The following is a 23,382-nucleotide window of genomic DNA, read 5'->3' as shown; positions in this document are numbered from 1 at the left end:
GCACCTCCAATCGACATGATCATACTGATTGATATGACCATGTCAATCACTCCAAACCAACGGCCTGACGGGCGGCTTGAAGGGTTTTACGGGTTTCGGCACGCGCTCTTTCCGCACCCTTCTTCAAGACGTCGTTTACGAAGTCAGGATTCTTTTCGAGTTCGGCGCGCTTTTCGCGCATCGGCGCAAAGTAGTCATTAATTTTGGCAAGCAGTTCTTTCTTGGCGGTGCCGTAGCCGAAGCCGCCTGCACGGTAGCGCGCGGCGAGGTCGGCGGCCTCGGCATCTGTGGCGAAAAGCTTATAGAGCGCAAACGCGTTGCAGGCGTCGGGGTTCTTCGGATCTTCCAGCGGCGTACTGTCAGTCACAATCTGCATCACCCGTTTTTTCAGAATCCCTGGATCGCCAAAGATTTCCAGCGTGTTGTCGTAGGACTTCGACATCTTCTGCCCGTCCACGCCGGGAACCACGGCGACCGAGTCGCGGATGGACGGCTCCGGAATCGTGAACACCTCGCCGAACTGGTTATTGAATTTGATGGCGATGTCGCGCGTCACTTCGACGTGCTGCTTCTGGTCGCGCCCGACCGGCACCACGGTGGACTGCACCGAAAGAATATCGGCGGCCATCAGCACCGGATAGGCGAACAGGCTGTGCGTGGCGGCGATGCCTTTGGCGGTTTTATCTTTGAAGGAATGACAGCGCTCCAGCAGGCCCATCGGCGTCACCACCGACAGCAGCCACGCCAGCTCCTGAACTTCCGGCACGTCGCTCTGGCGGTAAAACGCGGTCTTGGCCGGATCAAGCCCGGCGGCCAGAAAATCGAGCGCGACATCTTTTACCATCGTACGCAGTGCGGCGGCATCGTTCACCGTCGTCAGCGCGTGGTAATCGGCGATGAACAGAAACGCCTCGCCCTGCTCCTGCAGTTCAATCGCAGGCTTCATCATCCCGAAATAGTTGCCGATATGCAGTTTGCCCGAAGGCTGTATGCCCGAAAGAATTCTCATGGGTTTGGTATTTTTCATTCTTACTTCTTCTCAACTCTATATTCGCCGCCTTCTTCCTGAACACGCAACGCTTCTGCCGCCGAAATCCGGTACGTCTTCCCATTCCGGCTGACAATCACATCCTGACCGAGTTTGGATTTTTTCACCATCTCGTCATGCACCGCTCGTTGCAAACATTGACGAGCTTCTTCAGTTTTTTTCAGCAAATATGTGTTACTCATTGCCGCTCTCCAAAACCAACCGGTAACGGTCGGCATCCAGCACTTCCTTCTCGCCACCGACAATAGAAAATACCGGCACCGTCCCCAAATCGGAGTTATCGTAGCAGAAAACTTCATCGCACAAAGGCGCAAAAACCGTCAGAAAATTAGAAACGGTTCTGCGGTAGCGGCGGGCAATCGCCTCATCCGGAATATCATGTCCGCCCGCCTCAACCCGTTGCTGGACGCGAAGCCGGGAAAACTCCGCCCCAGGAATCCAGAGATAGAACAAAACGATTTTCCAGCCTTTTAAACGCAACTCTTTCAGTAGCCGGATGTACATGAGACCCGATAACGTCGTCTCGAAAGCAAAGTCGGTTCCTGCCGCCACATTCGCCTCGATTTCCCGCAGGAAGATTTTCCCGGCTTCGATTTGAACTCCGGCAGGATTGAGCGGCGACAACCCGTCCGCAATCAGGTCGGCATTGATGAAATTCCGGCAACCAGTCATTTCCGGCAGATAGCGCAAGGCAAAGGTCGTCTTGCCCGCCCCGTTCGGCCCGGCAATCACGTAACAGGTTGGTTGAGAGACAGAAGACATTTTTCAACCCGCCTAAGAAGACTCCTTGGACAGCCCGTTCTCCGGTTCGGCGGAGAGCAATCCTTCGATTTGCCTAACAGCCTTGTCGAAATCGCTCTCAAACAGCCGATCCTGCACCATGCGGTATTTTTCAAACTCGCTTTCAGCGTGGGTTTTAGCCAGTTCTGCGGAGACCTTCCCCGCATCCTGAAGAATATCCCGATCCCATAGTTTAAGGAATCCACCCAGACGCCCTTCCCAGTCAGCCATCGTCATAGGAATTTTCCGCATCGCCTGCATTTCCGCCATATCCAGATAAGCCGAAACAATTCGCTGCATCTGCCCAAGTTCAAACTCGGACAGGTAGTTCTTGGCAACCAAAACATCGTACTTATAGATTTTCCCCGAAGGAGCCCCGTCCCAACTGGTCAGCCCCATATTGTCCTTTTTATGATCCGCACGATCCACAATCACCTCTGCGGCCGTATTCCCATGGACGGCATAATGCATTTTATTTTGAACGGCGGCAAAGAAACGCTGGGTGGCCGCAGCAGACGGATCGTAGTCGAGCGAGGTCGCATAGATATCGGTGATTTTTTGATAAAACTTACGTTCCGAAAGCCGAATTTCCCGAATCTTCTCTAACTGACGCTCAAAAAACTCATCCGTCAAATTTCCGCCCTGTTTCAGGCGCTCAACATCCATGACCCACCCCTGGATGGTGTAATCCTTCACAATCCGCCCGGCCCACTTGCGGAACTGCACCGCGCGTTCGTTTTCGATCTTGAACCCAACGGCGACGATCGCCTGCAGGTTGTAGTGCTTTGTAGTGTAGTTTTTGCCGTCAGCGGCAGTTATTAAGTATTGCTTAACAACTGAGTTTTCCTCCAGCTCGCGGTCCGCGAAAATACGTTTCAAGTGCTGGTTGATGGCAGGAATCGAAACATCATAAAGAACCGCCATCGTCTTCTGCGTCAGCCAGATATTCTCATCTTCATAACGCATTTCCACGCTGGTTTCCGAGCCGCCACCGGCGGCAATAAAGGTCAAATACTCAGCCGTACTGCTGCGAATCAGCTTGTTCTTATTCTGCTCACTCATATTTGTCCTTATTTAACCGCGAATGGACGCAAATTGACGCCAATTTCCAGACATTGGAACCGATTTTCATTCGGCCAAACCCTGCCCGTTTGCTCTTTTGTCGCCACCTGCCGCGCCCGCCGTACGCGGCTACAGAAAATCATCTTTCCCCTGTGGGTGCGGACGGTGGCCGCGCCTGTATGGGTCTTCGCTCTGGATCAATACACCTTGATCATCACAACCGATTTTTTCAGTTCCTCGACCAGAGACAGCAGATGGACTGGCTTGGTCTGGGAAGGCTGAAGCTTAATTCCATCCACCGTTTTCAGGAGCGGAACGAGATAGTCCGACTTAATGGCATAGTTGACGTTCTGGGTCAGATCGCCGGTAGCGGCCAACATCTTCAGAGAGTCGAGTTTGGCGGCGACGATTCCCACCAGATTGCCGTACTCGTCGAAAAGCGGTCCGCCGGAGTTGCCAGACTGTAACGGCGCACTGATCTGGTAATAAACCGGCGTGTTACCGGGGCCGGTCAAACCGCTGATTGAACCGGTCGTAAATTTAACATCCGAACCCTGCAAACCGGGATGTGGAAATCCCATTGTGAACACCTGTTCACCCAGCTTCACGCTCTTAGAAAAGCTCATCGAAACCCCGGCGGCAACACCATCCATACGCAAAATGGCAAGGTCATTACCCGCATCCTTCTGTACCACACTGGCGTTGAAATCCTTTCCCTGACAACTGACGGAGATTTTTTTGGCGTTCTCAACCACATGCCAGCAGGTCACAACGTAACCGCCTTTAACCAGCAACCCGCTACCATATCCGGATGGAGCAATATCCGCAGAAGGCACTTGGTCGGCAGGTAATTTAGCAAGTTGCTTTTTTCGCTCAAAATTCGTGATTAACTCTTTTGCTCGAGCCTGTCCCGCAGATATCTGAATACTGCTTAACTTCTTTTTCAACGCATCTTTGTCTGTCACTTCATCTTTTTGTGTAACCCTAGGCATGCCATTCACTTCCGCGACTAGGTACCAAGCGTATGCCTGAACATAATCTTCCAGTACGCCTTGGCCTTTTTCATAAGCACGCCCCAGATTTAATTGCGCTCCCGCATTACCCTGTTCTGCAGAAGAACGAAGCCATTTGACGGCCTCTTTATAATCCACAAAGGTACCGCTTCCCCAAGCATAGTTTAATCCTAGAAAGCATTGTGCGTCAGCATGGCCCTGCTCTGCAGCTTGGCGATACCACTTGTTCGCCTCTTTCTCATCCAGGGGAAACCCGTCAGTTCCAGTGTCATAACCGCGGCCAAGCCTGTACTGAGCCTCGGCATCCCCTTGTTCTGCGGCTAGGCGATACCATTTGGCAGATTCTTTGGCATCATAAGGAACACCAAAAGACGTGGAGTAAATGTAGCCGAGACTTCTTTGGGCATCCACGTCGCCCCGATTAGCTTTTTCTCGTTTTTCCACCACAAACGAAGGCTCATCAACTTTCACCGTAGATTTCTTTTCATCAATCATTCGGCGGTCATCAACTCCCACCACTCGATTCCCCTCAAGCTCTACCTCACAGTCTTTAAACATCAAAACTTCCGTATTACCAAATACGGCGCAACCAGTAGGCTTCCCCATTTTTGAAATAACCGACTCCCGCGTATCATTCCTGAAAATCTTTGCATCTGATTGCAGACGAGCCGCCGAAACAATGATCGGCAGAAAGGCGAATCCAACAATCAGCGAAACCCATCGAATTTTGTGTTTCATAAAAATCTTTTCCCTTTGCGCAATCTTTGATCCTTCGCGGTAAAAAAATCTCTTCTGCCATGGAAAAGCATGACACTCATCCTGCTTGGGGCTCACGTTTTTGAAACTAGATAATTACGGATCGCCGACTCGTCGTTGGCAAGGGTGTCGCAGCGGGTTTCGGCGGCGGCGAGTTTGTCGAGCGTCGGATGGTGCGCAGCGATGCCGATCGCCTGCTGAATGGCGTCCGTAAATTTAGCCGGGTGCGCGGTCGCCAGACAAATCGTAGGAATGGCTGAATCAGCAAAGCGTTCAGCGACCGCGACGCCGACGGCGGTGTGCGGATCGAGAATGTAACCTTCCTGTTCGTAGCATTTTTTGATCATCGCCAGCGTTTGCGCGGTGCCCGCTTCACCGGCGGCGAAAAGATCGTCGGTGCCGGGAACGGTCAGCGATTTGTTTTTGGCAAAACCAGCCATCAGTTCGCACAGCTTGGCGGCGTCCTGGCCGACCCGGTAATAGAGATAGCGCTCAAAGTTGCTGGCGACCTGAATGTCCATCGACGGACTGATAGTCGGCACGACTTCGCCGATGCTGTAAACGCCGGTATTGAAAAAGCGCGACAGAATGTTGTTTTCGTTGGTGGCCAGAATCAGCTTTTTAACCGGCAGTCCCATTTGTACTGCAATGTATCCGGCCATGATGTCGCCGAAGTTACCGGTCGGAACAGAAAACTGAACCTGCTCCGCGCCGGTGTTTTCCTGTACACGGAAGAAGGCGTAGAAATAATAGACGATCTGGGCCAGCACCCGCGCCCAGTTCACCGAGTTAACGGAACCGAGCGAGTGTTTTTCTTTGAACTCCACATCGGAGAAAATGGACTTCATCAGGTGCTGGCAGTCGTCGAACGTACCTTCGACCGCGAGGTTGAAGACGTTGTCGTCGAGCACGCTGGTCATCTGCTTTTCCTGCACCGGACTGGTGCGTCCCTTCGGATGCATGATGAAAATGCGGATGTTCTTTTTGCCGTGCACGCCATAGATGGCGGCCGAGCCGGTGTCGCCGCTGGTCGCGCCGAGAATATTCAGCTCTCCCCCCTGCTTTTCGAGAACGTACTCGAACAGGTTGCCGAGGAACTGAAGCGCCACATCCTTGAAGGCCAGCGTCGGGCCGTGCCAGAGTTCCAATACATGGAATCCGTCAACCGGAATAACCGGAGTCACTTCCGGCGCGCGGAAAGTGGAGTAGCTCTTTTCAATCAGCGCTTTGAGATCGGCGGACGGAATGTCGGTGGCGAACCGACTCATTACTTCGAACGCCAGCTCCTGATAGGAAAGTTTCTTCCATGCCGTCAGTTTGCCTGCAACGTTTGGAAGAGATTCCGGCAAAAGCAGTCCGCCGTCGGGCGCCAGCCCGGTCATTACGGCATCAAGGAAGCCGACCGGCTCCATCCGCCCTCTGGTACTGATGTATTTCATATAAAATCCGTAACAAATAATACCAACACCTCACGATCTTCGGCATAAGAACGCCCGGTCGGGGACCGGGCCTACAGATTTTGTAGGCCGGGTGACCTCACCCAGCGGATCTGGTTAAATACCGAATTTCATCCGCACTTGGTATAATGCGTAACTGTCAAAATTTGAATGGCGGAGCATAGACCAAAGAATCCGGTGAACACCAGCCTTTGTTGACACGTCGGCTTGGCGGGCCAGCCGTTGTTAATACAGCGGCTTGGCGAGCACGTAAAAAACCCGCAAGGGAGAGTTTCCAAGGCCCGGACGGGCCGTTATATTGCCGACGTTCCCGTCAAACAGCAGAAAGTGAATCAGATGATTTTTGATAGTATTGAAAACCAAAGCCTCTACCCGTTCGGCGCAGAGTGGAAAGCCGCCTTTGACTTTCTAAAAACCGCGGCGCCGGAGATGGAAGATAAAAAATATTTCATTCAGGGCGATGATCTATTCGCTGGGGTGAACAGTTACAGCACCAAGCCGCGCGACATCGCCAAACTGGAAACCCACCGGAAATATGTCGATATTCAGGTGCTTCTGAGCGGCGAAGAAATTATTGAGGTTTTCGAGAAGCCGGGATTAGTTGTCAGCGAGCCATACAATCCGGAAAAAGATGCCGAGTTCTATCAGGTTCCGGCAAAGCCGCCTGTAACGGTCACACTCAAACCGGGACATTTCGCCGTCTTTTTGCCGGAAGATGCCCACATGCCGTGCATCATGACCGGAAGTTCGCCGCAACCGGTCAAAAAGGTCGTCATCAAAGTCGCTATTGATCTGCTGTTTTAATTCCAGCTTCCGGAAGCGTCCTGGACTTTGTCGCCGGGATCGGCTTTATCACGCTGAACGCGGGCAAAGACCGCTTCAACCGTCGGAAGCGCAGCCGGGCCGAGCTTGTTCTGCTGAACAATCGCTTCATAAACCTGCTTGCGATCCTTGTTTTCCGCCGCAACCAGCGCCTTCACGTCGGCACCGCCGCCGAGAGCCTGAACGTAACCGCGATTGTTTTCGCCAACAACGCCCTGCGCTTTCATCGTCTTCAATTCGGCGAACCGTGACTTGCGTCCGTCCAACGCCGACTTCACCGCCGGAGTCATTTCCTTGATGTCATACGTCGCCTGCGCCGAAACCGTCATCGCCGCACAAATCAGCAAACCAACCAGTAAAAGTTTTTTCATAGGTGCTCCTTTATTTTCCACCGCTGACATAATCCTCGATGCCGGAAGCCGTCTTCTCCAGCCCTTTGATATCAATGGTCACATGCGCATTGATCGTGATTGGACGGTTGGGATCGCCCACCGCCTTCACCGTGCATCCGGCGCAACCCATCAGCATGGCCGCCAACAAGAGATACTTCATTCGATTTCCTTTCGACTTACCGCTTCTCACTTAAACACCGCCTGCCACGCCTGCAACAGCGAATCAATCCGCGCATCCACCCGGATCTCGTGCGTCACATTCAGCTCCAGATTCGCCTCGCGGCTTTTCAAACCAATCACCCCGCTCAACTGTTCGGGCGAATCGTTCTTCAGTGTAAACAAAAAGGACTCTACCGCAAGCTTTCCGCCGGAACGGATCAGAAAATCGATCCGCTTTTTTTGAACCGAATCAGGGATGTAGCGCGTGATCGACGACAGCAGTTCCGCGCTGATCGCGCCGCCCGACGGCATATTCCACGACGTATCGAACAAATCGACGCGCTGACCCACACCCGCCACATGCAGCCGCCCGGACAACTTACCGCCCAGCTCGCGGAACACTCCGCCCATGGCGCGCTCCAACTCATCGACATCGGCGTTCTGTAAATCCACATTCACGTCGTAGCCGGACGGAAAAGTGAACGCCGCCGCGCCGGACAGCTTACCGCCGTAAACCGCCGCCGTCAGATTACTCAGCGTCACCGACTGCGGATCGCCGGTAAAATCCGTCTTCACATCCGACACGCCAAACGGCGACTGCGAAACGTCCGCCAGCAAAATATTCCCGCGATAGGAAATTCCGTTCGTCAGTTTGCGTAAATCCACAGCGCACGAAGCGCCGCGCACCTTGAGCTGGTCATACGCCGCTTCGACGCCGGAAACGTTCACCTGAGCGTGCTCGCCGTCGGTCAGCAGATGAAGCACGTCCGTCAACTCGACCCGCCCGGCATAAATCAGCGCCGGTTTGCCTTGTGCCAAAACCGTGGCGCGCACACCGCCCAGCGTCCAGCTCGACGGAAACGTATAGTCCAGCGAGCCGAGACTGAACGACTGAACCTCTTTGGCCGTCCGCTGTAAAACCTGCCGAACGACAAACTCCATCGCGCGGACATTCGTCGCCACCACCGCCAGCACGACCAAACCCGTCAGCACAAATAGCATCAAGCCGATCAAAATGTTTCGCAGAGCTTTCATCTTCGGCTGGCACTCTATCGGGTTTCCGAGGCTTGGAAAATCTCTTTATTGCCCGGCGACTGCCGACGTGTTAAGAACGAGCCGTTCTGCCAACTATTCAAGGAGACACCATGAGCCTTGCCGATGAGATTCAGAAATTGAACGACCTCAAACAGTCCGGCGCCATTTCCGAACAGGAATATCAGACCGCCAAGGAATCCCTGCTGACGCAAAACCGTCTGGCGGAACCAGCGCCTCCATGCGCCCCGCTGGATGTGAACACCTGGGGACTGTTCATCCACCTCTCGCAGTTTTTCACCTACATCATTCCACTGGCCGGACTGATCGTTCCGCTCGTCCTCTGGCAGGTCAAAAAAGATCAATCCGCGATCATCGACCGGCACGGAAAAATCGTCATGAACTGGATTCTCACCGAATTCGTCCTGCTGCTCCTCATCGTCCCGCTCTGTTTTATCCTGATTGGATTTCCCCTGCTGTTCATAGTGGGCATTGTCGGCATCATCTTCCCGATCATCGGCGCCATCAAAGCCGGTAACGGCGAAGTCTGGCCTTACCCCTGCTCCATTCGGTTTTTTAAGTAATGAAAAACATCATCCTCATAGCCGCTGCTGTGATCATTGGAGTAGTGATACTGATCGCGACGATTCCCGTTGAACGCGAAAGCAAACGGCGGCTTCAGCGGTATTGGGATAGAACCTGCACCGGAGCCAACTGGCATAGTCGTTTTCCAGATGCTCCAAAGGATGAGCTTCGTAAATTTCTACAGACATTTGTTGATGGGTTCGCATTCAAAGACCAGCAACGACTCAAGTTCGCCCCCGACGACAAAGTTATGGACGTGTATCGCGCCCTTTATCCTTCGGAAGGCTGGCTGGATTCATTGGAGATCGAGACGTTTTCCAAAAATCTGAAAAAGGTGTACAACTTCGATCTCGCAACGGTGATTGATCCGGATGTAACGCTTGGGCAGTTGTTTGCGATGATACACGTTCCCAATATCCAAAACTGAACTGGAGGGTTTCGCTCTGTCGAAACCGGCTCCGGCGGCGACGGAGCGCCGCCCTCCAGAATACATTAACCCTCAGTAAGCTTGCGGGATGGACGCGCGGACATCCAGGATTTCATTTCGGCATCGAGTTTTTTGCACGCGCCTTTATCGTCGCGCAGTTTGGCGAAGGTGCAGTAGAGGCCGAGGATCGCCTGCCGGAAGGTTTCGAGCATTTCCATCCGTTCCTGAAAACGGCCTTCGGCGTCGATGGCTTCGGTCGGCGGCAGTTTGATACCGCGGAAAGCAAAGGAATCGGCGTCGAGCGTAACCGTCCAGCACTCTTCGCCGCGCGCCAGCGTGAGTTTGGCGCGGCGCAGTTTTTTACCGCTGAGCAAAGCGGCACGCGTTTCGGCGCTGAGCATCGGTTCGCCTTTACGGATGGCGGTTTCGCCCTGCTCTTCCTGATCAAACAGCAGCGGCCCTTCAACCAGCACGGCAAATTTTCCGCCTTCGGGCAGATCGACTTCGCCGCCTTTGGCTTCGGACATAAACCAGAGCCACATCAAAAATTCGCGGCCGGGGGTGCAGTCGGCCCACTGCTCGGCGGCGAAGCTCCACGGCGACCACTGGTCGGCGCGGCAGCGCGCTTCGCTCCACGCGGCGGAAACCGGCTCGACCGGTATCAGTTTGACGCCGGTGGTTTTGCCGAAGTTGATCAGAAAAGCGTCGAGCTGTTTTTCGGACAGCGCGGAGGCGTAGAGAATTTTTTCTTTCGGGTCGTAACAAAAGTCGATCCCTTTGAGCTGCGGCGGCATTTGCGGCAGGAGCCGTTCCGTCACCTGCTTTTTGATTTCGCTGCGGGTGGCGCGGTTGACGTAGTCGCGGTGCTCGGCCTGCATACGGGCCAGTTCTTCCATGCGGCACTCGGCGCGCAGGAGCGAGGCGGGAATTTTCCGCTGGGCCTGACAAAGCGTCAGACGCAGAAAGCCGGACGGCCACGCCGAGCCTTCGTTGATGTCGCGGTCGAGCAGATGGCGGTGGCCGACCCAGCCGTGGATTTCTTCGTCGAGCAGGTAATCGACCGAGCCGAGCACGTCGGCGGCAAACTTTTCATAGATATCCACCGGCAGCTCGCCGGGGACATAGAACATACGGAAACTGATGGAGCCGCTTTCAAAAGACATGGGGGAAGACCTTGGTTATTAGTTATTTGATATTAGCTATTCGTAATAAAACCGGGCGGCATCTTTCCGGTTCCGCGCACTGACCGCCAGCCTTTTTCTTAACTTCCGACCGCCGGAAAAATCCGGACACAAAAAAGCCGCCCCGGAAACCGGAGCGGCTTGGCACTGAGACAGGTCAGCTTACTTGCTGATGACTGCGATCAGGTCGAGGACTTTGTTGGAGTAGCCCCATTCGTTGTCGTACCAGGCAACGACTTTAACGAAGGTCTTGTCGAGCTGGATACCGGCTTTGGCATCGAAGATCGAGGTGCGGGCTTCGTGGCGGAAGTCGGTGGAAACGACATCGTCTTCGGTATAGCCGAGGATGCCCTTGAGGGAACCGGCAGCAGCTTCTTTCATCGCCGCGCAGATTTCTTCGTAGGAAGCTTCCTTGACCAGTTCGCAGGTCAGGTCGACAACCGATACGTCGGAGGTCGGAACGCGGAAGGCCATGCCGGTGAGCTTGCCTTTGAGTTCCGGAATCACCACGCCGACCGCTTTAGCAGCGCCGGTCGAGGACGGGATGATGTTTTCGAGAATACCGCGGCCGCCGCGCCAGTCTTTGGCGGAAGGACCGTCAACGGTTTTCTGAGTGGCGGTAGCGGCGTGAACCGTGGTCATCAGACCGCGCTTGATGCCGAACTTGTCGTTCAGAACTTTGGCGACCGGAGCCAGACAGTTGGTGGTGCAGGAAGCGTTGGAGACGATGGTCTGACCGGCATATTTGTCGGTGTTGACGCCGCAGACGAACATCGGAGTGTCATCTTTGGACGGAGCGGAAAGGACAACTTTCTTCGCGCCGGCGTCGATATGCTTCTGAGCCGTTTCTTTGGTCAGGAAGAAGCCGGTGGATTCAACGACGACTTCAGCGCCGATATCGCCCCACTTGAGAGCGGACGGATCTTTTTCCGCGGTGATGCGGATCGGCTTGCCGTTGACGACGAGCTTGCCGTCTTTGACTTCGACGGTGCCTTCGAACTGGCCGTGTACAGAATCATACTTGAGCATGTACGCCAGATAGTTGACGTCCAGCAGGTCGTTGATGCCGACCACTTCGATGTCTTTGCGACCGGCGGCGGCGCGGAAAACCATGCGGCCGATGCGCCCGAAACCGTTAATACCAACTTTGATAGCCATTCTTCTCTCCCTTTGCGTTGCGCCCCGAGGGGCTGTTTTTCTATAAAATCCCGCGAACCCTACCGGAACACCCCCACCCCGTCAATCCTCCGAACCCGCAAACTTGACAGCCCTGTTTAAAGCCTCAACACTCTATGCAAACAAAGGATTTTTTTATGATTAAGCGTTCCTATCTGCTCACAAAAGTTATGGGCATCCCGGTGCGGATGCATATCACGCTGGTTATCCTGCTCATTTTCGCCGCCTTTAAGTTCAGTCTTCTGGGCGTCCTTTATATGACTGGACTCTTTGCCAGCATCGCGCTTCATGAATTGGGTCATTCATGGGTGGCGATCCGCAAAGGATGTCGCGTACATGAAATCATGCTGCTGCCGATCGGCGGCGTTGCCAAAATGAGCGGTCTGCCGTCACGGCCGATGGACGAGTTTCTGATTGCGGTCGCCGGACCGCTGACCAGCTTTGCACTGGCGGGTCTGTTCTGGTTTCTATACGAAACCGGATTTTTGGTGATGCTGTTCGCCAGTCTGGCCGGCATCAACCTGATGCTCGGTCTGTTCAATCTGCTTCCGTCGTTCCCGATGGACGGCGGACGAATCTTCCGCGCCTTACTGACGCCGCGGCTTGGACGCCTCAAGGCCACTGAACTGGCTGCCCGTATCGGGCGGATTATGGCGGTCGTCGGTGGAATTTTCGGACTGTATTACCACGAATGGATTCTCGTCCTGATTGCGGTGTTTATTTATCAGGCGGCGGGCGCGGAATACCGTGCAGTTTATATGCAGCAGATGAGTCAGGACTGGTTTACCGCCAGCCAGCCCACGGACTTTGAGGCAAGTCCGCCGCCCTACGCGCGCAAAGCTCCGCCGTTCTGGAAAAAGTGGAAAAACAAAACCAACGCTTTTTTCAACGACCTGTTTAAAAACTGGCAGTAGAAACTTACTTCAGTCTCGCCGGATAAGTGCTCGGCGAAGGATCAAGCTGCTTCGGATAACGGAAGAAAAGATCCCAGAAGATCAATAAAAGCAAAATCAATCCCGCCGACCCCAGCGTGATGAACCAGAATTTTCTGCTAAATTCAGGCTGTTTCATCCGGTGCCGGAACCGGCGCATCCCGCTGTTATGACTGCGGCGGCGGTGCGTGCCGGAAATATCAACTCCAGCCGTTTCGTCAAAGCTTTTGTTGTGCCGACGACGACGGTGATGCTGCGATGCAGTTGCCTCCGCTTTCTTTGCCCACGAAGGTTCTTTTACTTCGTAAATGTCGGATGAAGCCATGAATCAGTTCCTTTTCGCGGGTAACCCTACACCAACCCTGCCGAAAGCAACAATTACAAATCGAGTCCAAAAAAGGTACGGCTCGGCGTTAAACAATTGCTTTGCCTCCATCCGGAGCTTTAAATTCCGCACTAAAGGAGACCTCCATGAGTACCGTTCGACTGTCAGACAAAATAGATCAGATATTGCAGGAAGCCGGAAAACGCCTTCCCGTTTTTTTAGAAGACCCTGCCGATCGCGGCAGTGAAGGCAACGTATCCATGTGCATCATTGACGAAAACGGCCATGTGTACGGAACCATGTGGGGCGAAAACAAAGTGAAACGGCGCGGCAGTTTTCAGGTCGCCTGGCGCAAGGCCAGTCAGGTGTGGATGACCGGTATCGCGACCGGTAAATATGAAGAGCTCGTTTACTCCAAACAGATTGATCCATCAAAATACGGAATCATGCATCCGGACTTTATCGGCTGGGAAGGCGGACTTCCGGTAATGCTGGCGGACGGAACACGTCTTTCTGCGGGTGTCAGCGGAATGCGCGGTCAGAGCGACCTCAACCTGATTATCCAGTCCGTCACCGCTGTTGGCGGGAAAGTAATCTGACAAATCAGATGGCCGCCACCATGTGGGAAATAACCCCGCGGCGGGATTCCACTACGCCGCGAGCGGTCTGGCCGAGCTGGGCGCGGGCCGAAGGATCAGCCAGCAGTTCGGCGACGGTTTTTTCCAAAGCTTGGACGTCTGTAACCTGCCGGATGGCGTTCGCCGAAAGGAAGTCGTCCATCACGGCCGGAAAGTTTTCCATATTCGGGCCGACAACGACCGCCTTGCCAAACAGCGCCGGTTCAATCGGATTCTGTCCGCCGTGCTCACAAAGACTCTTGCCGACAAACACCACATCGGCAGCGGCATAAAAACTCATCAGCTCGCCGGTGGTGTCCACGACCAGCACATCGGACTTCGCCGCGCCGCCCGCCATCTGACTGCGCAGTACCAGCGAAAGTCCCTGTGACCGGATGGCTTCCGCCACGTCATTACGGCGCTCGGCATGGCGCGGAACCAGCACCAGAAAAAGATTTTGATGCTGCGTACGCAACGTTTTATAAATTTTACAGAGAGCCTCTTCTTCACCCGGCCAGGTTGAACCGCCGAGCAGAATCAGCGCATTTTCCGGAATCGAAATCTTTTTGAGCACTGCGCGGGCGACAGCGCCGGCATTCGCTTCCGGCGGCGGCAGATCATACTTGGCCGTTCCAGGCGTCTTCACGGTCTCTGGCCGAGCCCCCATAGCGATGATGCGTTCGGCATCCTGCCGTCCCTGCATACAAACCGGATTGATCAGAGCCAGCAACCGGCGGGTGAATGGACGGAGTGCCATGTACCCTTTGAACGACGAGTCGGAAATCCGCCCGTTAATCAGCGCAACCGGAATGCCGCGTTTATGCGCCTCCCGCACCAGATTCGGCCAGAACTCGCACTCGACCAGAATCAGTTTGAGCGGATTAATCGCATTGAAAACACGTCGCATTACAAACGGCAGATCGAGCGGAAAATAAATCAGCACATCGCGCCGATCCATCTTCTGCTCGGCGAGCGTGTGGCCGGTTGAAGTGTTGGTGCTGACGACGAACAGTGCTTCGGAATGAGCCGTGCGGTATTCTTCGATAAAGCGAAGCGCCACAAACAACTCGCCGACACTGACGGCGTGAATCCAGATACGGCGACTTTCCGCCAGCCGAGCGGCGGTTCCGTGGCCATAGATGCCGAGCCGCTGTTCAAAGTGCCGACGATAGCCGCCGCGCCGCATCATGCGCGAAATAAACTTCGGTAGCATCAGCAGAAACACCAAAGGGAAAAACAGGTTGTATAAAAACCAAATCATAGGCATTTAGGATTTTGGATTGATGATTTTCGATTTAAAACCGCTCTAATGTCCATATTCAAAGCCGTTCTGGCCAGTTCAATCTGCAATCGGCAATCATAAATCGTCATTGCCTAAGCGCGCGGATGTGCTTCTTCATAAACTTTCTTCAGCTTCTCAACCGAAACGTGGGTGTAAATCTGGGTGGTGGACAGACTGGCGTGGCCAAGCAGTTCCTGCACACTGCGCAGGTCGGCTCCGTTATCCAGCAGGTGCGTGGCAAAACTATGGCGCATCGCGTGCGGGGAAATAGTCGGCTTCAGTCCGCAATATCCGACATATGTCTTCATCATCCGCTCAATGGAGCGCGCGGTAAGCGGCCCGCCATGCTTGTTCAGGAAAATTGCGCGCCGCAGGTCGCCCTTCACGCCGAGCGACAGCCAGATATCCTGCCGCCACGCCAGCGCATTCTGCAACGCCCGCTCCGCCGGACGTCCAAGCGGACAAAGCCGTTCCTTTTTACCTTTGCCAAGCACGCTGATGATACCGGACAGAATATCAATGCGGGATTCGGTCATCGTCACCAGCTCGCCAATACGCATGCCGGTGCTGTAAAGCACTTCGAGAATGGCGGTATCGCGCACCGGAATATATTCCTGAAACAGGCCGAGCGGTTTTTCAGCCGCCGCCATCGCATGCGGTGCCGCCAGCAGCTGCTCGATTTCATTGACCGAAAGAACGGCGGGCAGATAACTGCCTTTCTTCGGCAGATGCAATCCGCTGAACGGATTGAGCGGCACATATTCCTCTCGCACCATAAATTTATAAAACGAACGCAACGCGGAAAGCTTCCGGCTCGTCGTCGTCGGCTCCATTTCCAGCTTCTGAAAAAAAACGAGAAACTTGCGGGCGGTGAGCCGATCGGCCTCTTTCCAGTTATACGGCGGCTTCGCCTCTTCGCCCCAGATCAATTCGATGAACTGCCGGATGTCGATCAGGTAATTGCTGACCGTATGCTCCGAGGCGTTTTTCTCCCCTTGGAGATATTTAACGAAATGCTCCACACAAGGATCTGCAATTGCGTTCATCGCAACGGATTCTACTTCTTCACTTTTGGTTCAGGAAGGCCGTACTGTTCGCGGAGGGAGTCGAAATCCGGAATCTGCGCGGCATAGCGGGAAACAATCTTCTTGAGCGCAGCAACCTGTTTTTCAGACAGCGCGCCCTTTGTTCCGAACTGGCCGGACAGTGATTCGTAAAAGCTCTGGTCGTTGAACTCGCGCTTTCCGCGCATGACCGGCGGGTTCCACACCTGAATCGGCTTGAGCAGTTCGAGCAATGCGCCGGTCAGACCAGAATCCGCCGTTTCAGGTTTGGCGGCCATGTTGAGGCTCGCCTTGATCGTTTCAAAGTCAGGAACCTGCTCGGAATATTTTGTCAGCACAGAGTCGAGTGCGGCGAGCTGGCGTTCGCTCAGGTTGCGTCCGCCCTGCACCTGCTGGCGCAACGACTCACAAAACTTTTTGTCGTCGTACGTTTTCTTGCCGACCTTGCGAGCTTCGGCGAACTGGACGTGTTCCAGCAGTTCCAGCTTGCGGACGGTTTCACCGGAAGCCGCTTCAGGTTTTTCAAGCTTGAGCGCACTCACCTGATCGCCGCTGACCTGACTCATGTACTTGCAGGCCAGATTATGAAGCATCTGCTGCTGCCGGGTCGTGATTTGTCCGTCAGCCGCGAATTTTTCGCGCACCGACTGCACCGTTTCGCGGTCGTCATAGGTGCGGCGTCCGCGCTTGACCGGCTCGGTCCACTCCTTGACCTGATCGAGCGCCGCGAGAATGTTTTGGGTTTCACCGGCATCGGCCATATCGCGCGCACCTTCGAGCCAGACAAGAAACTGCGTATAGAACGTCTGCATCATGTCGGCCCATTCGACGGAACCGTCCTCGATCCGGTCGAGCTTCTCTTCCATTTCCGCAGTGAACTTAACGTTGAAAAGCGGATCGAGCGCGCCGACCAGAAATTCGCAGACGCGCATCCCGGCTTCTGTCGGAACCAGCGAGCGCTTTTCTTTGGTGACGTATTCGCGTTTATCAAGAGTCGCCAGTGTTTGCGCGTAGGTGCTCGGACGACCGACGCCGTTTTCTTCGAGCGCCTTAATTAAGGCCGACTCGCTGTAGCGCGCTGGCGGTTTGGTGAATTTCTGTTCGCCAAGCCATTCCACGCAATCCAGCTTTTCACCTTCGGTCAGCGGCGGAAGTTTGACTTCTTCGTTTTCTTCCTCGTCGTCCTCGTTTTTCTTGTCGGCAGCTTTTTCAATTCCGCTGGCGCGCATGTAGCCGGGGAAAACAATTTCCGAAGACGTGGCGCGGAACAGATAGACGTTGGCTCCGGCGGTTTCAATTTCCGCCGTGCGGCGGGCAATGCGTGACGGCACCATCTGGCTGGCCACAAAACGTTCCCAGATGAGTTTGTAGAGTTTTTGCTCTTCCGGTTTTAGATTAGAGAGGCCTTGCGGCGTCTGCGTAACATCGGTGGGACGAATCGCTTCGTGCGCTTCCTGCGCATTGCCGCGGCTCTTATAGAAGTTCGGCTTCTCGGGCAGATAGTCCGCGCCGTATTCCGCAGTGACAAATGCATGACAGGCTTCCTGCGCACTCTTGGCAATATTGAACGAGTCGGTTCGCATGTAGGTGATCAACCCGTTTTCGTACAACGCCTGCGCGATACTCATGGTGCGGGCCGGAGCAAATCCGCAAAAGCTGGACGCCGCCTGCTGAAGCGAACTGGTGATAAACGGAGCGCGAGCCTTGCGCTGAATTTCTTTTTCGATGATCCGTGCAACGTGCAACAAACTCGCTTCGAGTTCGGCGCGAACCTGCGCCGCCTGTTCGCTGCTTTTAATTTCAGCTTTCTCGCCGTTGATCTGCGCCAGCTTGACGGCAAACGGATCGCGCGGATTAACCAGCTTGCGAACATTCGCGCCGAGCATCCAGTATTCTTCAGGATTGAAATTCTTAATTTCGTTTTCGCGCTCGCAAACCAGACGAAGCGCTACCGACTGAACACGGCCTGCGCTGACGCCGCCGCGAACCTGCTTCCAAAGCAGCGGGCTGACTTTAAAACCGACCAGCCGGTCGAGTACACGGCGCGCCTGCTGTGAGTTGACGCGATTCATATCGATCGCGCCGGGCTTGGAAAACGCCTCTTTAATCGCCGGCTTGGTAATTTCGTTATAGGTTACGCGGCTGAATTTTTCCGGCGGAACGATTTTCTTGAGCAGTTCAAACAGATGCCAGGCAATCGCCTCTCCTTCGCGGTCCGGGTCGGGCGCCAGAATCACTTCGTCGCACTGCTTGGCCGCGGCTTTCAGATCGGTGATTACCTTGGCCCGGCCGGTCGTGTTGACATATTCCGGCTCAAAGCCTTTTTCAACATCCACGCCGAGTTTTTTCTGCGGCAGGTCGCGCACATGGCCCATCGACGCTTTGACGATATAGTCATCGCCCAGATATTTGTTAATTGTCTTCGCCTTGGCGGGAGACTCTACGATGACCAGTTTTTTCATTTAAATCCCTCAGTTTCTTAAATCGTCCGCCAGTTCGACCACGCGGCCCGGCAGCATTTTCACGACACGCTTCATTTCGAGCCCGACCAGTAATGCGCTCACTTTAGCACTCGGCAGTCCGGCGGCACGGGCCAGGCTGTCCACATCCAATTCTTCATCCCAAAGAGCTTTTACCAGCGTCTGTTCGTCTTCCGAAAGCGGCACTTCCGGCCGCGCCGAAGGAGCATTAAGGGGTTTTTCAAACAGTCCCGGCGGCACCAAAAGCTCGAACTCTTCTAATATATCGCCGACGTTGTCCACCAATTTCGCCCCGTTTTTTATTAACCGGTTGGTTCCCTTCGATGCCGGACTGTCGATTCGGCCCGGCACGGCAAAAACACTCCGGCCCTGCTCTATGGCGGCATCAACGGTATGTAACGAACCGCTTTTAGCGCCCGATTCAACCACAATAACCCCCATCGAAAGTCCGCTGATAATCCGGTTGCGGTACGGGAAAGTCTGGCGGTCAGCGGGTCGGCCAAGCGGATATTCGCTGATCACCGCGCCGCTGCTGGCGATAGCGTCGGCCAGATCCGCATTCTCCGGCGGATAGAGCTGATCGATTGCCGCACCGAGCACGGCGACGGTGCGCCCTTTGGCTTTGAGTGCTCCCTGATGCGCGGCGGTGTCGATGCCGCGGGCCAAACCGCTCACCACGGTAAAGCCGGTTTGCGCCAGCTGGTAGGCCAGCCGGTCGGCGGTGCTGAGTCCGTAGCTCGTGCATTTGCGTGAGCCGACGATTCCCAGTGCGTGGCGGTCGCCCGGCTCAAATTTTCCGCGCACATACAGCGCCAGCGGCGGGTCGTGAATCGTCTTCAGCGCGGCGGGATATTCGTCGTCAAGCGGAGTGATGATGTGGATTCCGAGCGCTTCGGCCTTTTCGATTTCCGCCTGCGGGTCAACCTGTGTGCGCTGAGTCAGAATCGATTCGGAAAGTTTTTCGCCGATTCCTTTCACCGTCCGCAGGTCGGACTGTTCCGGATCAAAGATCGCCTGCGGCGAACCCAGCGCTTCAATCAGGGACTGAACCTTGATCGGCCCGATCCCTTCAATCATGTTCAGGGCAATATACGCTTCACGATCGGTCATTGTTTTACGTTCTGTCGTTTTGTCTTTTTGGCGGCAAACAGATCGAGCTGGGCATCTTTAAGCAGGTCGTAGGTTTTCAGAATACGCAGGGTTTGTATGAGATCCGATTTTTCATAATTTTTGGCAACATCCACACTTTCGATCAGCTCAAGCAGCATCGTGCGGAATGAAAGCACGCCATCGATGCCACCCTGCCGCAAAAGCGACAGTGTTTCTTCCTGCGGCGCAACAGTTGTTGTCAAATCGGAAAGGCAGAGAATCTTCGTAACCGAGCCGGCGCCGAGTGTTTTCCGCGCTTCCTTGACAACGGACAGTTCGGCAAACCGGAAAATATCGGGATTTTTTTTGAGCACCGCCGGACTGAACCGGTCGGTATGCCAGCCGCGAATACTGACGATTGCGCGCTGCACTTTTTCCAGTTCCGGTGCGCCCCAGACAATCTGCGCGGGCGTGGTAAACACACCGGCCTGCCCCGGACGCGCAATCAGCAGATCGATCTCTTCCGCATCCAGCTTATGGCGCGCGGCTACTTGATGTTTGTTGGGCTGGATCACGAAAAAGCCGAGCGTTTCAAAATACTCGCGCACAATCTGTTCATTGACTGATGCCATGCCAAACCTCCTCCAGCAACTTCTCCGGAACTTCGCAGCCGAACTCGACGTGGCCGATCCGGTCGGCCAGCACGAACTTCGGTATGCCGCCGACGGTCTTCTTGTCGACAGCCATTGGCGCACGGAGTTCCTTCCACGTTAAGCTCGGAACACCAACCGGCAGATGAAGTTTTTTCAGCAGGGTTTCGATTCTTGCGACGTCTCCGGCGGAAAGTTTTTTGACCTTTGCGGAAAGACGCGCGGCATAAACCATACCGATAGAAACGGCCTCACCGTGAAGATATGCACCATAGCCCATCCCATTCTCGATAGCGTGCGCCGCAGTATGTCCGAAATTCAGAATACCGCGCAACCCGCCTTCGCGTTCGTCCTGCCGGACGACCTCGGCTTTGATTTCGCAGCAACGGGCAATTAATCCGGCATCAACCAAGGAACCCTGCTCCAGTTTCCGGAACAGCTCTGCATCCCAGATGACGCCATATTTAACGACTTCGGCCATTCCGGCGGCCAGCTCGCGCGGCGGTAATGTTTTAAGTGTATCGAGATCCATCAAAACCAGTTCCGGCTGATGGAACGCGCCGACCAGGTTTTTTCCTTCCGGAATATTGATGCCGGTCTTTCCGCCGACGGAGCTATCGACCATTGCGAGCAGTGATGTCGGCACCTGCACAAAGCGGATGCCTCGCAGCCAGCTGGCGGCGGCAAAGCCGGTCAGGTCGCCGATAACGCCGCCGCCGAGGGCGACCATAAAGCATTTGCGGTCGAGGCTGTGCGCGGCAGCTTTGCTGTAGAGATTCATCAACTGCGTCTGACACTTGGTGGTCTCGCCCGCCGGAAGAACTTCGAGCGCAGGCTTGAATCCGGCTTTTTCCAAGGATTGGACAACTTTGTTGGCATAGAGCGGCGCGACGTTTTCGTCGGTGACGATCAGGCAGCGCCCTTTAAGCCCGGCGTCTTGGCAAGCGGCACCGATCGAATCGAGATTTCCCGAACCGATGTGGATGGGATAGGAGCGGTCGCCCAGATCAACATTTACGTCGCAATTCATGTTGCGCACGCTACTTAAAGAAGCAGGCAGGTTCAATCCTTCTTTTCAGGGCAGGTTCACCCGGAGGCGGTAAAAGGACTTGGTGTCTCCATTTGTCACCGTAATCGACGAGTTGGTTCCGGCGCCCCAGACTTTATTGGTATTCGCCGCAATCCAGATCAGATTGGTGGCCGCTAAATCGTTGGTCGCATAGAAAACCTGGTACTGCCGCGCCGTGCTGCCATTGAAATATATAGTCTCACTGCCTGCGGCAAGAAACCCGCTTATCTCAAAAAATGACGCCGGATTCGTCGGGTTGGTGTCGGCTAGATATTCCAGATAATTGCTGAATCCGTCGTTGTCGTTATCAGCAGAAGCAACCAATCCGGTTGTCGTTCCATACTGCTGTTCCCAATAATTCGGAATTCCGTCGCCATCTAAATCACCGGTCAGGCTCATCACATTGGTCGCCCAGGTTGAATATGCGGGCATTGAAACAGAAAATAAGCGATCAAGCCCGTCTACCGGCGTGGCAACATTGACTCGATAAACAACCGTATTGATGCCAGCTAGCTTCCACGTTCCTCCGTCATTCACAAACGTTCCCCCGCCGGAGTCATACGTTCCAAGCCCAGCTTCATAAACCGTATCGCTTAATGAAAAATCCATCCTAAACCCGTCATTGGTCGTCATTCCGACGACTCCATCTGGGTCATACGACAACGTATAAGGCGCATCAATTTTTTGGGTTCCCCACCTTTTTGTTCCTTTCGATGAATCAGTATAAGCTCTCGCCGTATAATAGTTGTTGGAAACGGTTCCGATTACCCCGTAACCGATCAAGACCACATTGAGACGCTTATCCTGCCCGTGGCCGGGATAAGTCGGGAAAGTATTGGTATAGAGCGGGTAATATCCGGGAAACGGCTTGTCGAAACGTACTAGAGCTAAATCCGCTTTACTGGTGTGCTGCGGATCATTTGCGACCGCATGAAAAATTATTTCTTGCTGATAGTAGTTGGTTCCATTGATCGCCAGCGTCCCCGCGCCGCCGTCATTAGCCAAATGCGCCGCCGTTAACAGCCAATGAGAACCAACGGCCACAGCCGAGCCACCCTGATAATTATAAACATATCCCCAATCCACATTCCAGACGCCGGGCGGTGGATTGGTGGCCGTTGCATAATCCGCCACGACAATGGCCGACGCCGCACCAGCCAGAAAAAGGAACAGCAGAATGATCGCAAAGGATTTCACTGGTACATATACCGCAGGCGCTTGATCGCGCCGAAAACAATGCCGACGCCGACGAGCAGAATCCCTGTCGCCGGCTCCGGAATCGTTTGAGTAACCCATGACGCATAAGCCGGCATAGACGCCATATATGAAACCGTATAAGGCGGCGTGCTGGGATTACGCGCAATATTGATCCCGACCACTTTCCAGGTTCCGGCATCATTAAAGAACGACCCGCCGCCGGAATCGAACACCCCCACTCCGGCCTCATTGGTGGTCGCCCCATTGTTGAAGTTGGCCGCCAGCACATAGGTACTGCCCAGCCAGCCGCCGGCGTCAATTTTATTACTTCCCCAGCGTTTCGTTCCACTGCCTTGGCCGCTATCGGTATAGGATGCTGATGAAACCGTTCCGGTGTCGCCATAGCCGACCATGAGAATGCCATCGCCGACGTAAAGCGCTCCGGCATACAGACCGTAATATCCCGGCAACGCCTTGTCATAGCGTACCAGCGCCAGATCGGCTGAGGCGTGATAGACAATCTCCTGCTGATAATACTTCGTTGAGCCGATCGTCAACGAGCCGTCTCCCGCATCATCAGCCACATGCGCAGCCGTTAAAATCCAGTAAGGATTAACCGCAACCGATGAGCAGCTTTTATAATTATAAACATAATCCCAGTTAAGCCCCGGCGGGGCTTGCTCCGCCATACCGTTGTTGGCGGTAACAATGGGAAATCCGGTCAACGGGAGCAGGATACAGGTCAGTACAAAAACTATCTTCGCTCTCATGGTTTTCTATAAATACG

The 23,382-nt window shown here is 54.4% G+C and carries 25 protein-coding genes; 5 read left to right on the top strand and 20 right to left on the bottom strand.

Annotated features, from left to right (window positions below):
* Window positions 1–46 precede the first annotated feature (46 nt).
* The 6 genes from trpS to HOO88_01510 all read right to left on the bottom strand — a co-directional run bounded on the left by trpS (window position 47) and on the right by HOO88_01510 (window position 6,098).
* A complete protein-coding gene (gene trpS / locus HOO88_01535) occupies window positions 47–1,009 on the bottom strand; it encodes a tryptophan--tRNA ligase (GenBank protein ID NOU35448.1) in 963 nt (320 codons plus the stop codon).
* Window positions 1,010–1,029: 20 nt separating this feature from the next.
* Window positions 1,030–1,230, bottom strand: coding sequence for a hypothetical protein (locus tag HOO88_01530; protein ID NOU35447.1), 201 nt, complete (start codon window positions 1,228–1,230; stop codon window positions 1,030–1,032).
* On the bottom strand, window positions 1,223–1,810 hold the full coding sequence (locus HOO88_01525; GenBank protein ID NOU35446.1) for a hypothetical protein: 588 nt from the start codon (window positions 1,808–1,810) through the stop codon (window positions 1,223–1,225). Before HOO88_01525 ends, HOO88_01530 begins: the two co-directional genes overlap by 8 nt.
* A gap of 12 nt (window positions 1,811–1,822) precedes the next feature.
* Window positions 1,823–2,890 (bottom strand): virulence RhuM family protein, encoded by a 1,068-nt coding sequence (locus HOO88_01520; protein ID NOU35445.1) that lies wholly within the window; start codon window positions 2,888–2,890, stop codon window positions 1,823–1,825.
* Window positions 2,891–3,087: 197 nt separating this feature from the next.
* Window positions 3,088–4,641, bottom strand: a complete 1,554-nt coding sequence (locus tag HOO88_01515) for a hypothetical protein (protein NOU35444.1) — start codon at window positions 4,639–4,641, stop codon at window positions 3,088–3,090.
* Between the two features lie 92 nt (window positions 4,642–4,733).
* On the bottom strand, window positions 4,734–6,098 hold the full coding sequence (locus HOO88_01510; GenBank protein NOU35443.1) for a threonine synthase: 1,365 nt from the start codon (window positions 6,096–6,098) through the stop codon (window positions 4,734–4,736).
* Window positions 6,099–6,452: 354 nt separating this feature from the next.
* Here HOO88_01510 and HOO88_01505 point away from each other — a divergent pair, with 354 nt between their 5' ends.
* Window positions 6,453–6,920 carry a YhcH/YjgK/YiaL family protein gene (locus HOO88_01505; protein ID NOU35442.1) on the top strand — a complete coding sequence of 156 codons (468 nt, stop codon included), beginning with the start codon at window positions 6,453–6,455 and terminating at the stop codon, window positions 6,918–6,920.
* Here the strand turns inward: HOO88_01505 and HOO88_01500 are convergent.
* The 3 genes from HOO88_01500 to HOO88_01490 are packed head-to-tail and all read right to left on the bottom strand — an operon-like array spanning window position 6,917 to window position 8,524.
* Entirely contained in the window at window positions 6,917–7,309 is a 393-nt protein-coding gene (locus tag HOO88_01500; protein NOU35441.1) for a DUF1318 domain-containing protein, read from the bottom strand. The genes HOO88_01505 and HOO88_01500 overlap by 4 nt on opposite strands.
* A gap of 10 nt (window positions 7,310–7,319) precedes the next feature.
* Window positions 7,320–7,490, bottom strand: coding sequence for a hypothetical protein (locus HOO88_01495; GenBank protein NOU35440.1), 171 nt, complete (start codon window positions 7,488–7,490; stop codon window positions 7,320–7,322).
* A 26-nt stretch (window positions 7,491–7,516) separates the two neighbouring features.
* Window positions 7,517–8,524, bottom strand: a complete 1,008-nt coding sequence (locus HOO88_01490; protein ID NOU35439.1) for a hypothetical protein — start codon at window positions 8,522–8,524, stop codon at window positions 7,517–7,519.
* A 110-nt stretch (window positions 8,525–8,634) separates the two neighbouring features.
* Here HOO88_01490 and HOO88_01485 point away from each other — a divergent pair, with 110 nt between their 5' ends.
* Complete coding sequence (locus tag HOO88_01485; GenBank protein ID NOU35438.1) at window positions 8,635–9,105, top strand: DUF4870 domain-containing protein; 471 nt, start codon at window positions 8,635–8,637, stop codon at window positions 9,103–9,105.
* Window positions 9,105–9,533, top strand: coding sequence for a hypothetical protein (locus tag HOO88_01480; protein ID NOU35437.1), 429 nt, complete (start codon window positions 9,105–9,107; stop codon window positions 9,531–9,533). The genes HOO88_01485 and HOO88_01480 overlap by 1 nt, the downstream gene beginning before the upstream one ends.
* 65 nt (window positions 9,534–9,598) lie before the next feature.
* Here the strand turns inward: HOO88_01480 and rdgC are convergent, their stop codons facing one another.
* Both rdgC and gap read right to left on the bottom strand, forming a co-directional pair.
* A complete protein-coding gene (gene rdgC / locus HOO88_01475; GenBank protein NOU35436.1) occupies window positions 9,599–10,696 on the bottom strand; it encodes a recombination-associated protein RdgC in 1,098 nt (365 codons plus the stop codon).
* Between the two features lie 180 nt (window positions 10,697–10,876).
* The gene (gene gap, locus HOO88_01470; protein NOU35435.1) at window positions 10,877–11,872 is read right to left on the bottom strand and encodes a type I glyceraldehyde-3-phosphate dehydrogenase; all 996 of its coding nucleotides are present in this window, start codon (window positions 11,870–11,872) and stop codon (window positions 10,877–10,879) included.
* A 155-nt stretch (window positions 11,873–12,027) separates the two neighbouring features.
* Between gap and HOO88_01465 the strand changes: the two genes are divergently transcribed.
* On the top strand, window positions 12,028–12,804 hold the full coding sequence (locus HOO88_01465; GenBank protein NOU35434.1) for a site-2 protease family protein: 777 nt from the start codon (window positions 12,028–12,030) through the stop codon (window positions 12,802–12,804).
* Window positions 12,805–12,808: 4 nt separating this feature from the next.
* On the opposite strand, the gene HOO88_01460 is transcribed toward HOO88_01465, so the two are convergent.
* Window positions 12,809–13,147: a hypothetical protein gene (locus tag HOO88_01460; GenBank protein NOU35433.1), complete on the bottom strand. Its 339-nt coding sequence runs from the start codon at window positions 13,145–13,147 to the stop codon at window positions 12,809–12,811.
* Window positions 13,148–13,293: 146 nt separating this feature from the next.
* Between HOO88_01460 and HOO88_01455 the strand changes: the two genes are divergently transcribed.
* The gene (locus HOO88_01455) at window positions 13,294–13,746 is read left to right on the top strand and encodes a hypothetical protein (protein ID NOU35432.1); all 453 of its coding nucleotides are present in this window, start codon (window positions 13,294–13,296) and stop codon (window positions 13,744–13,746) included.
* A 4-nt stretch (window positions 13,747–13,750) separates the two neighbouring features.
* Here the strand turns inward: HOO88_01455 and HOO88_01450 are convergent, their stop codons facing one another.
* From HOO88_01450 to HOO88_01415, 8 genes are all read right to left on the bottom strand, one after another.
* The gene (locus tag HOO88_01450; protein ID NOU35431.1) at window positions 13,751–15,025 is read right to left on the bottom strand and encodes a 3-deoxy-D-manno-octulosonic acid transferase; all 1,275 of its coding nucleotides are present in this window, start codon (window positions 15,023–15,025) and stop codon (window positions 13,751–13,753) included.
* Window positions 15,026–15,138: 113 nt separating this feature from the next.
* Complete coding sequence (locus HOO88_01445) at window positions 15,139–16,092, bottom strand: tyrosine recombinase XerC (protein ID NOU35430.1); 954 nt, start codon at window positions 16,090–16,092, stop codon at window positions 15,139–15,141.
* Window positions 16,093–16,103: 11 nt separating this feature from the next.
* Window positions 16,104–18,572: a type I DNA topoisomerase gene (gene topA, locus HOO88_01440; protein ID NOU35429.1), complete on the bottom strand. Its 2,469-nt coding sequence runs from the start codon at window positions 18,570–18,572 to the stop codon at window positions 16,104–16,106.
* A 9-nt stretch (window positions 18,573–18,581) separates the two neighbouring features.
* On the bottom strand, window positions 18,582–19,700 hold the full coding sequence (gene dprA, locus HOO88_01435; protein NOU35428.1) for a DNA-protecting protein DprA: 1,119 nt from the start codon (window positions 19,698–19,700) through the stop codon (window positions 18,582–18,584).
* A complete protein-coding gene (locus tag HOO88_01430) occupies window positions 19,697–20,311 on the bottom strand; it encodes a hypothetical protein (protein NOU35427.1) in 615 nt (204 codons plus the stop codon). The genes dprA and HOO88_01430 overlap by 4 nt, the downstream gene beginning before the upstream one ends.
* On the bottom strand, window positions 20,295–21,359 hold the full coding sequence (locus tag HOO88_01425) for a 3-dehydroquinate synthase (protein NOU35426.1): 1,065 nt from the start codon (window positions 21,357–21,359) through the stop codon (window positions 20,295–20,297). The genes HOO88_01430 and HOO88_01425 overlap by 17 nt, the downstream gene beginning before the upstream one ends.
* Before the next feature lie 45 nt (window positions 21,360–21,404).
* The gene (locus HOO88_01420; GenBank protein NOU35425.1) at window positions 21,405–22,595 is read right to left on the bottom strand and encodes a hypothetical protein; all 1,191 of its coding nucleotides are present in this window, start codon (window positions 22,593–22,595) and stop codon (window positions 21,405–21,407) included.
* The gene (locus HOO88_01415) at window positions 22,592–23,365 is read right to left on the bottom strand and encodes a trypsin-like peptidase domain-containing protein (protein NOU35424.1); all 774 of its coding nucleotides are present in this window, start codon (window positions 23,363–23,365) and stop codon (window positions 22,592–22,594) included. Before HOO88_01415 ends, HOO88_01420 begins: the two co-directional genes overlap by 4 nt.
* Between the last annotated feature and the right edge of the window lie 17 nt (window positions 23,366–23,382).

Source organism: Kiritimatiellaceae bacterium, assembly GCA_013141415.1.
Classification (GTDB): domain Bacteria; phylum Verrucomicrobiota; class Kiritimatiellia; order Kiritimatiellales; family Tichowtungiaceae; genus Tichowtungia.
This window is presented reverse-complemented; position numbering and strand designations above follow the sequence as displayed.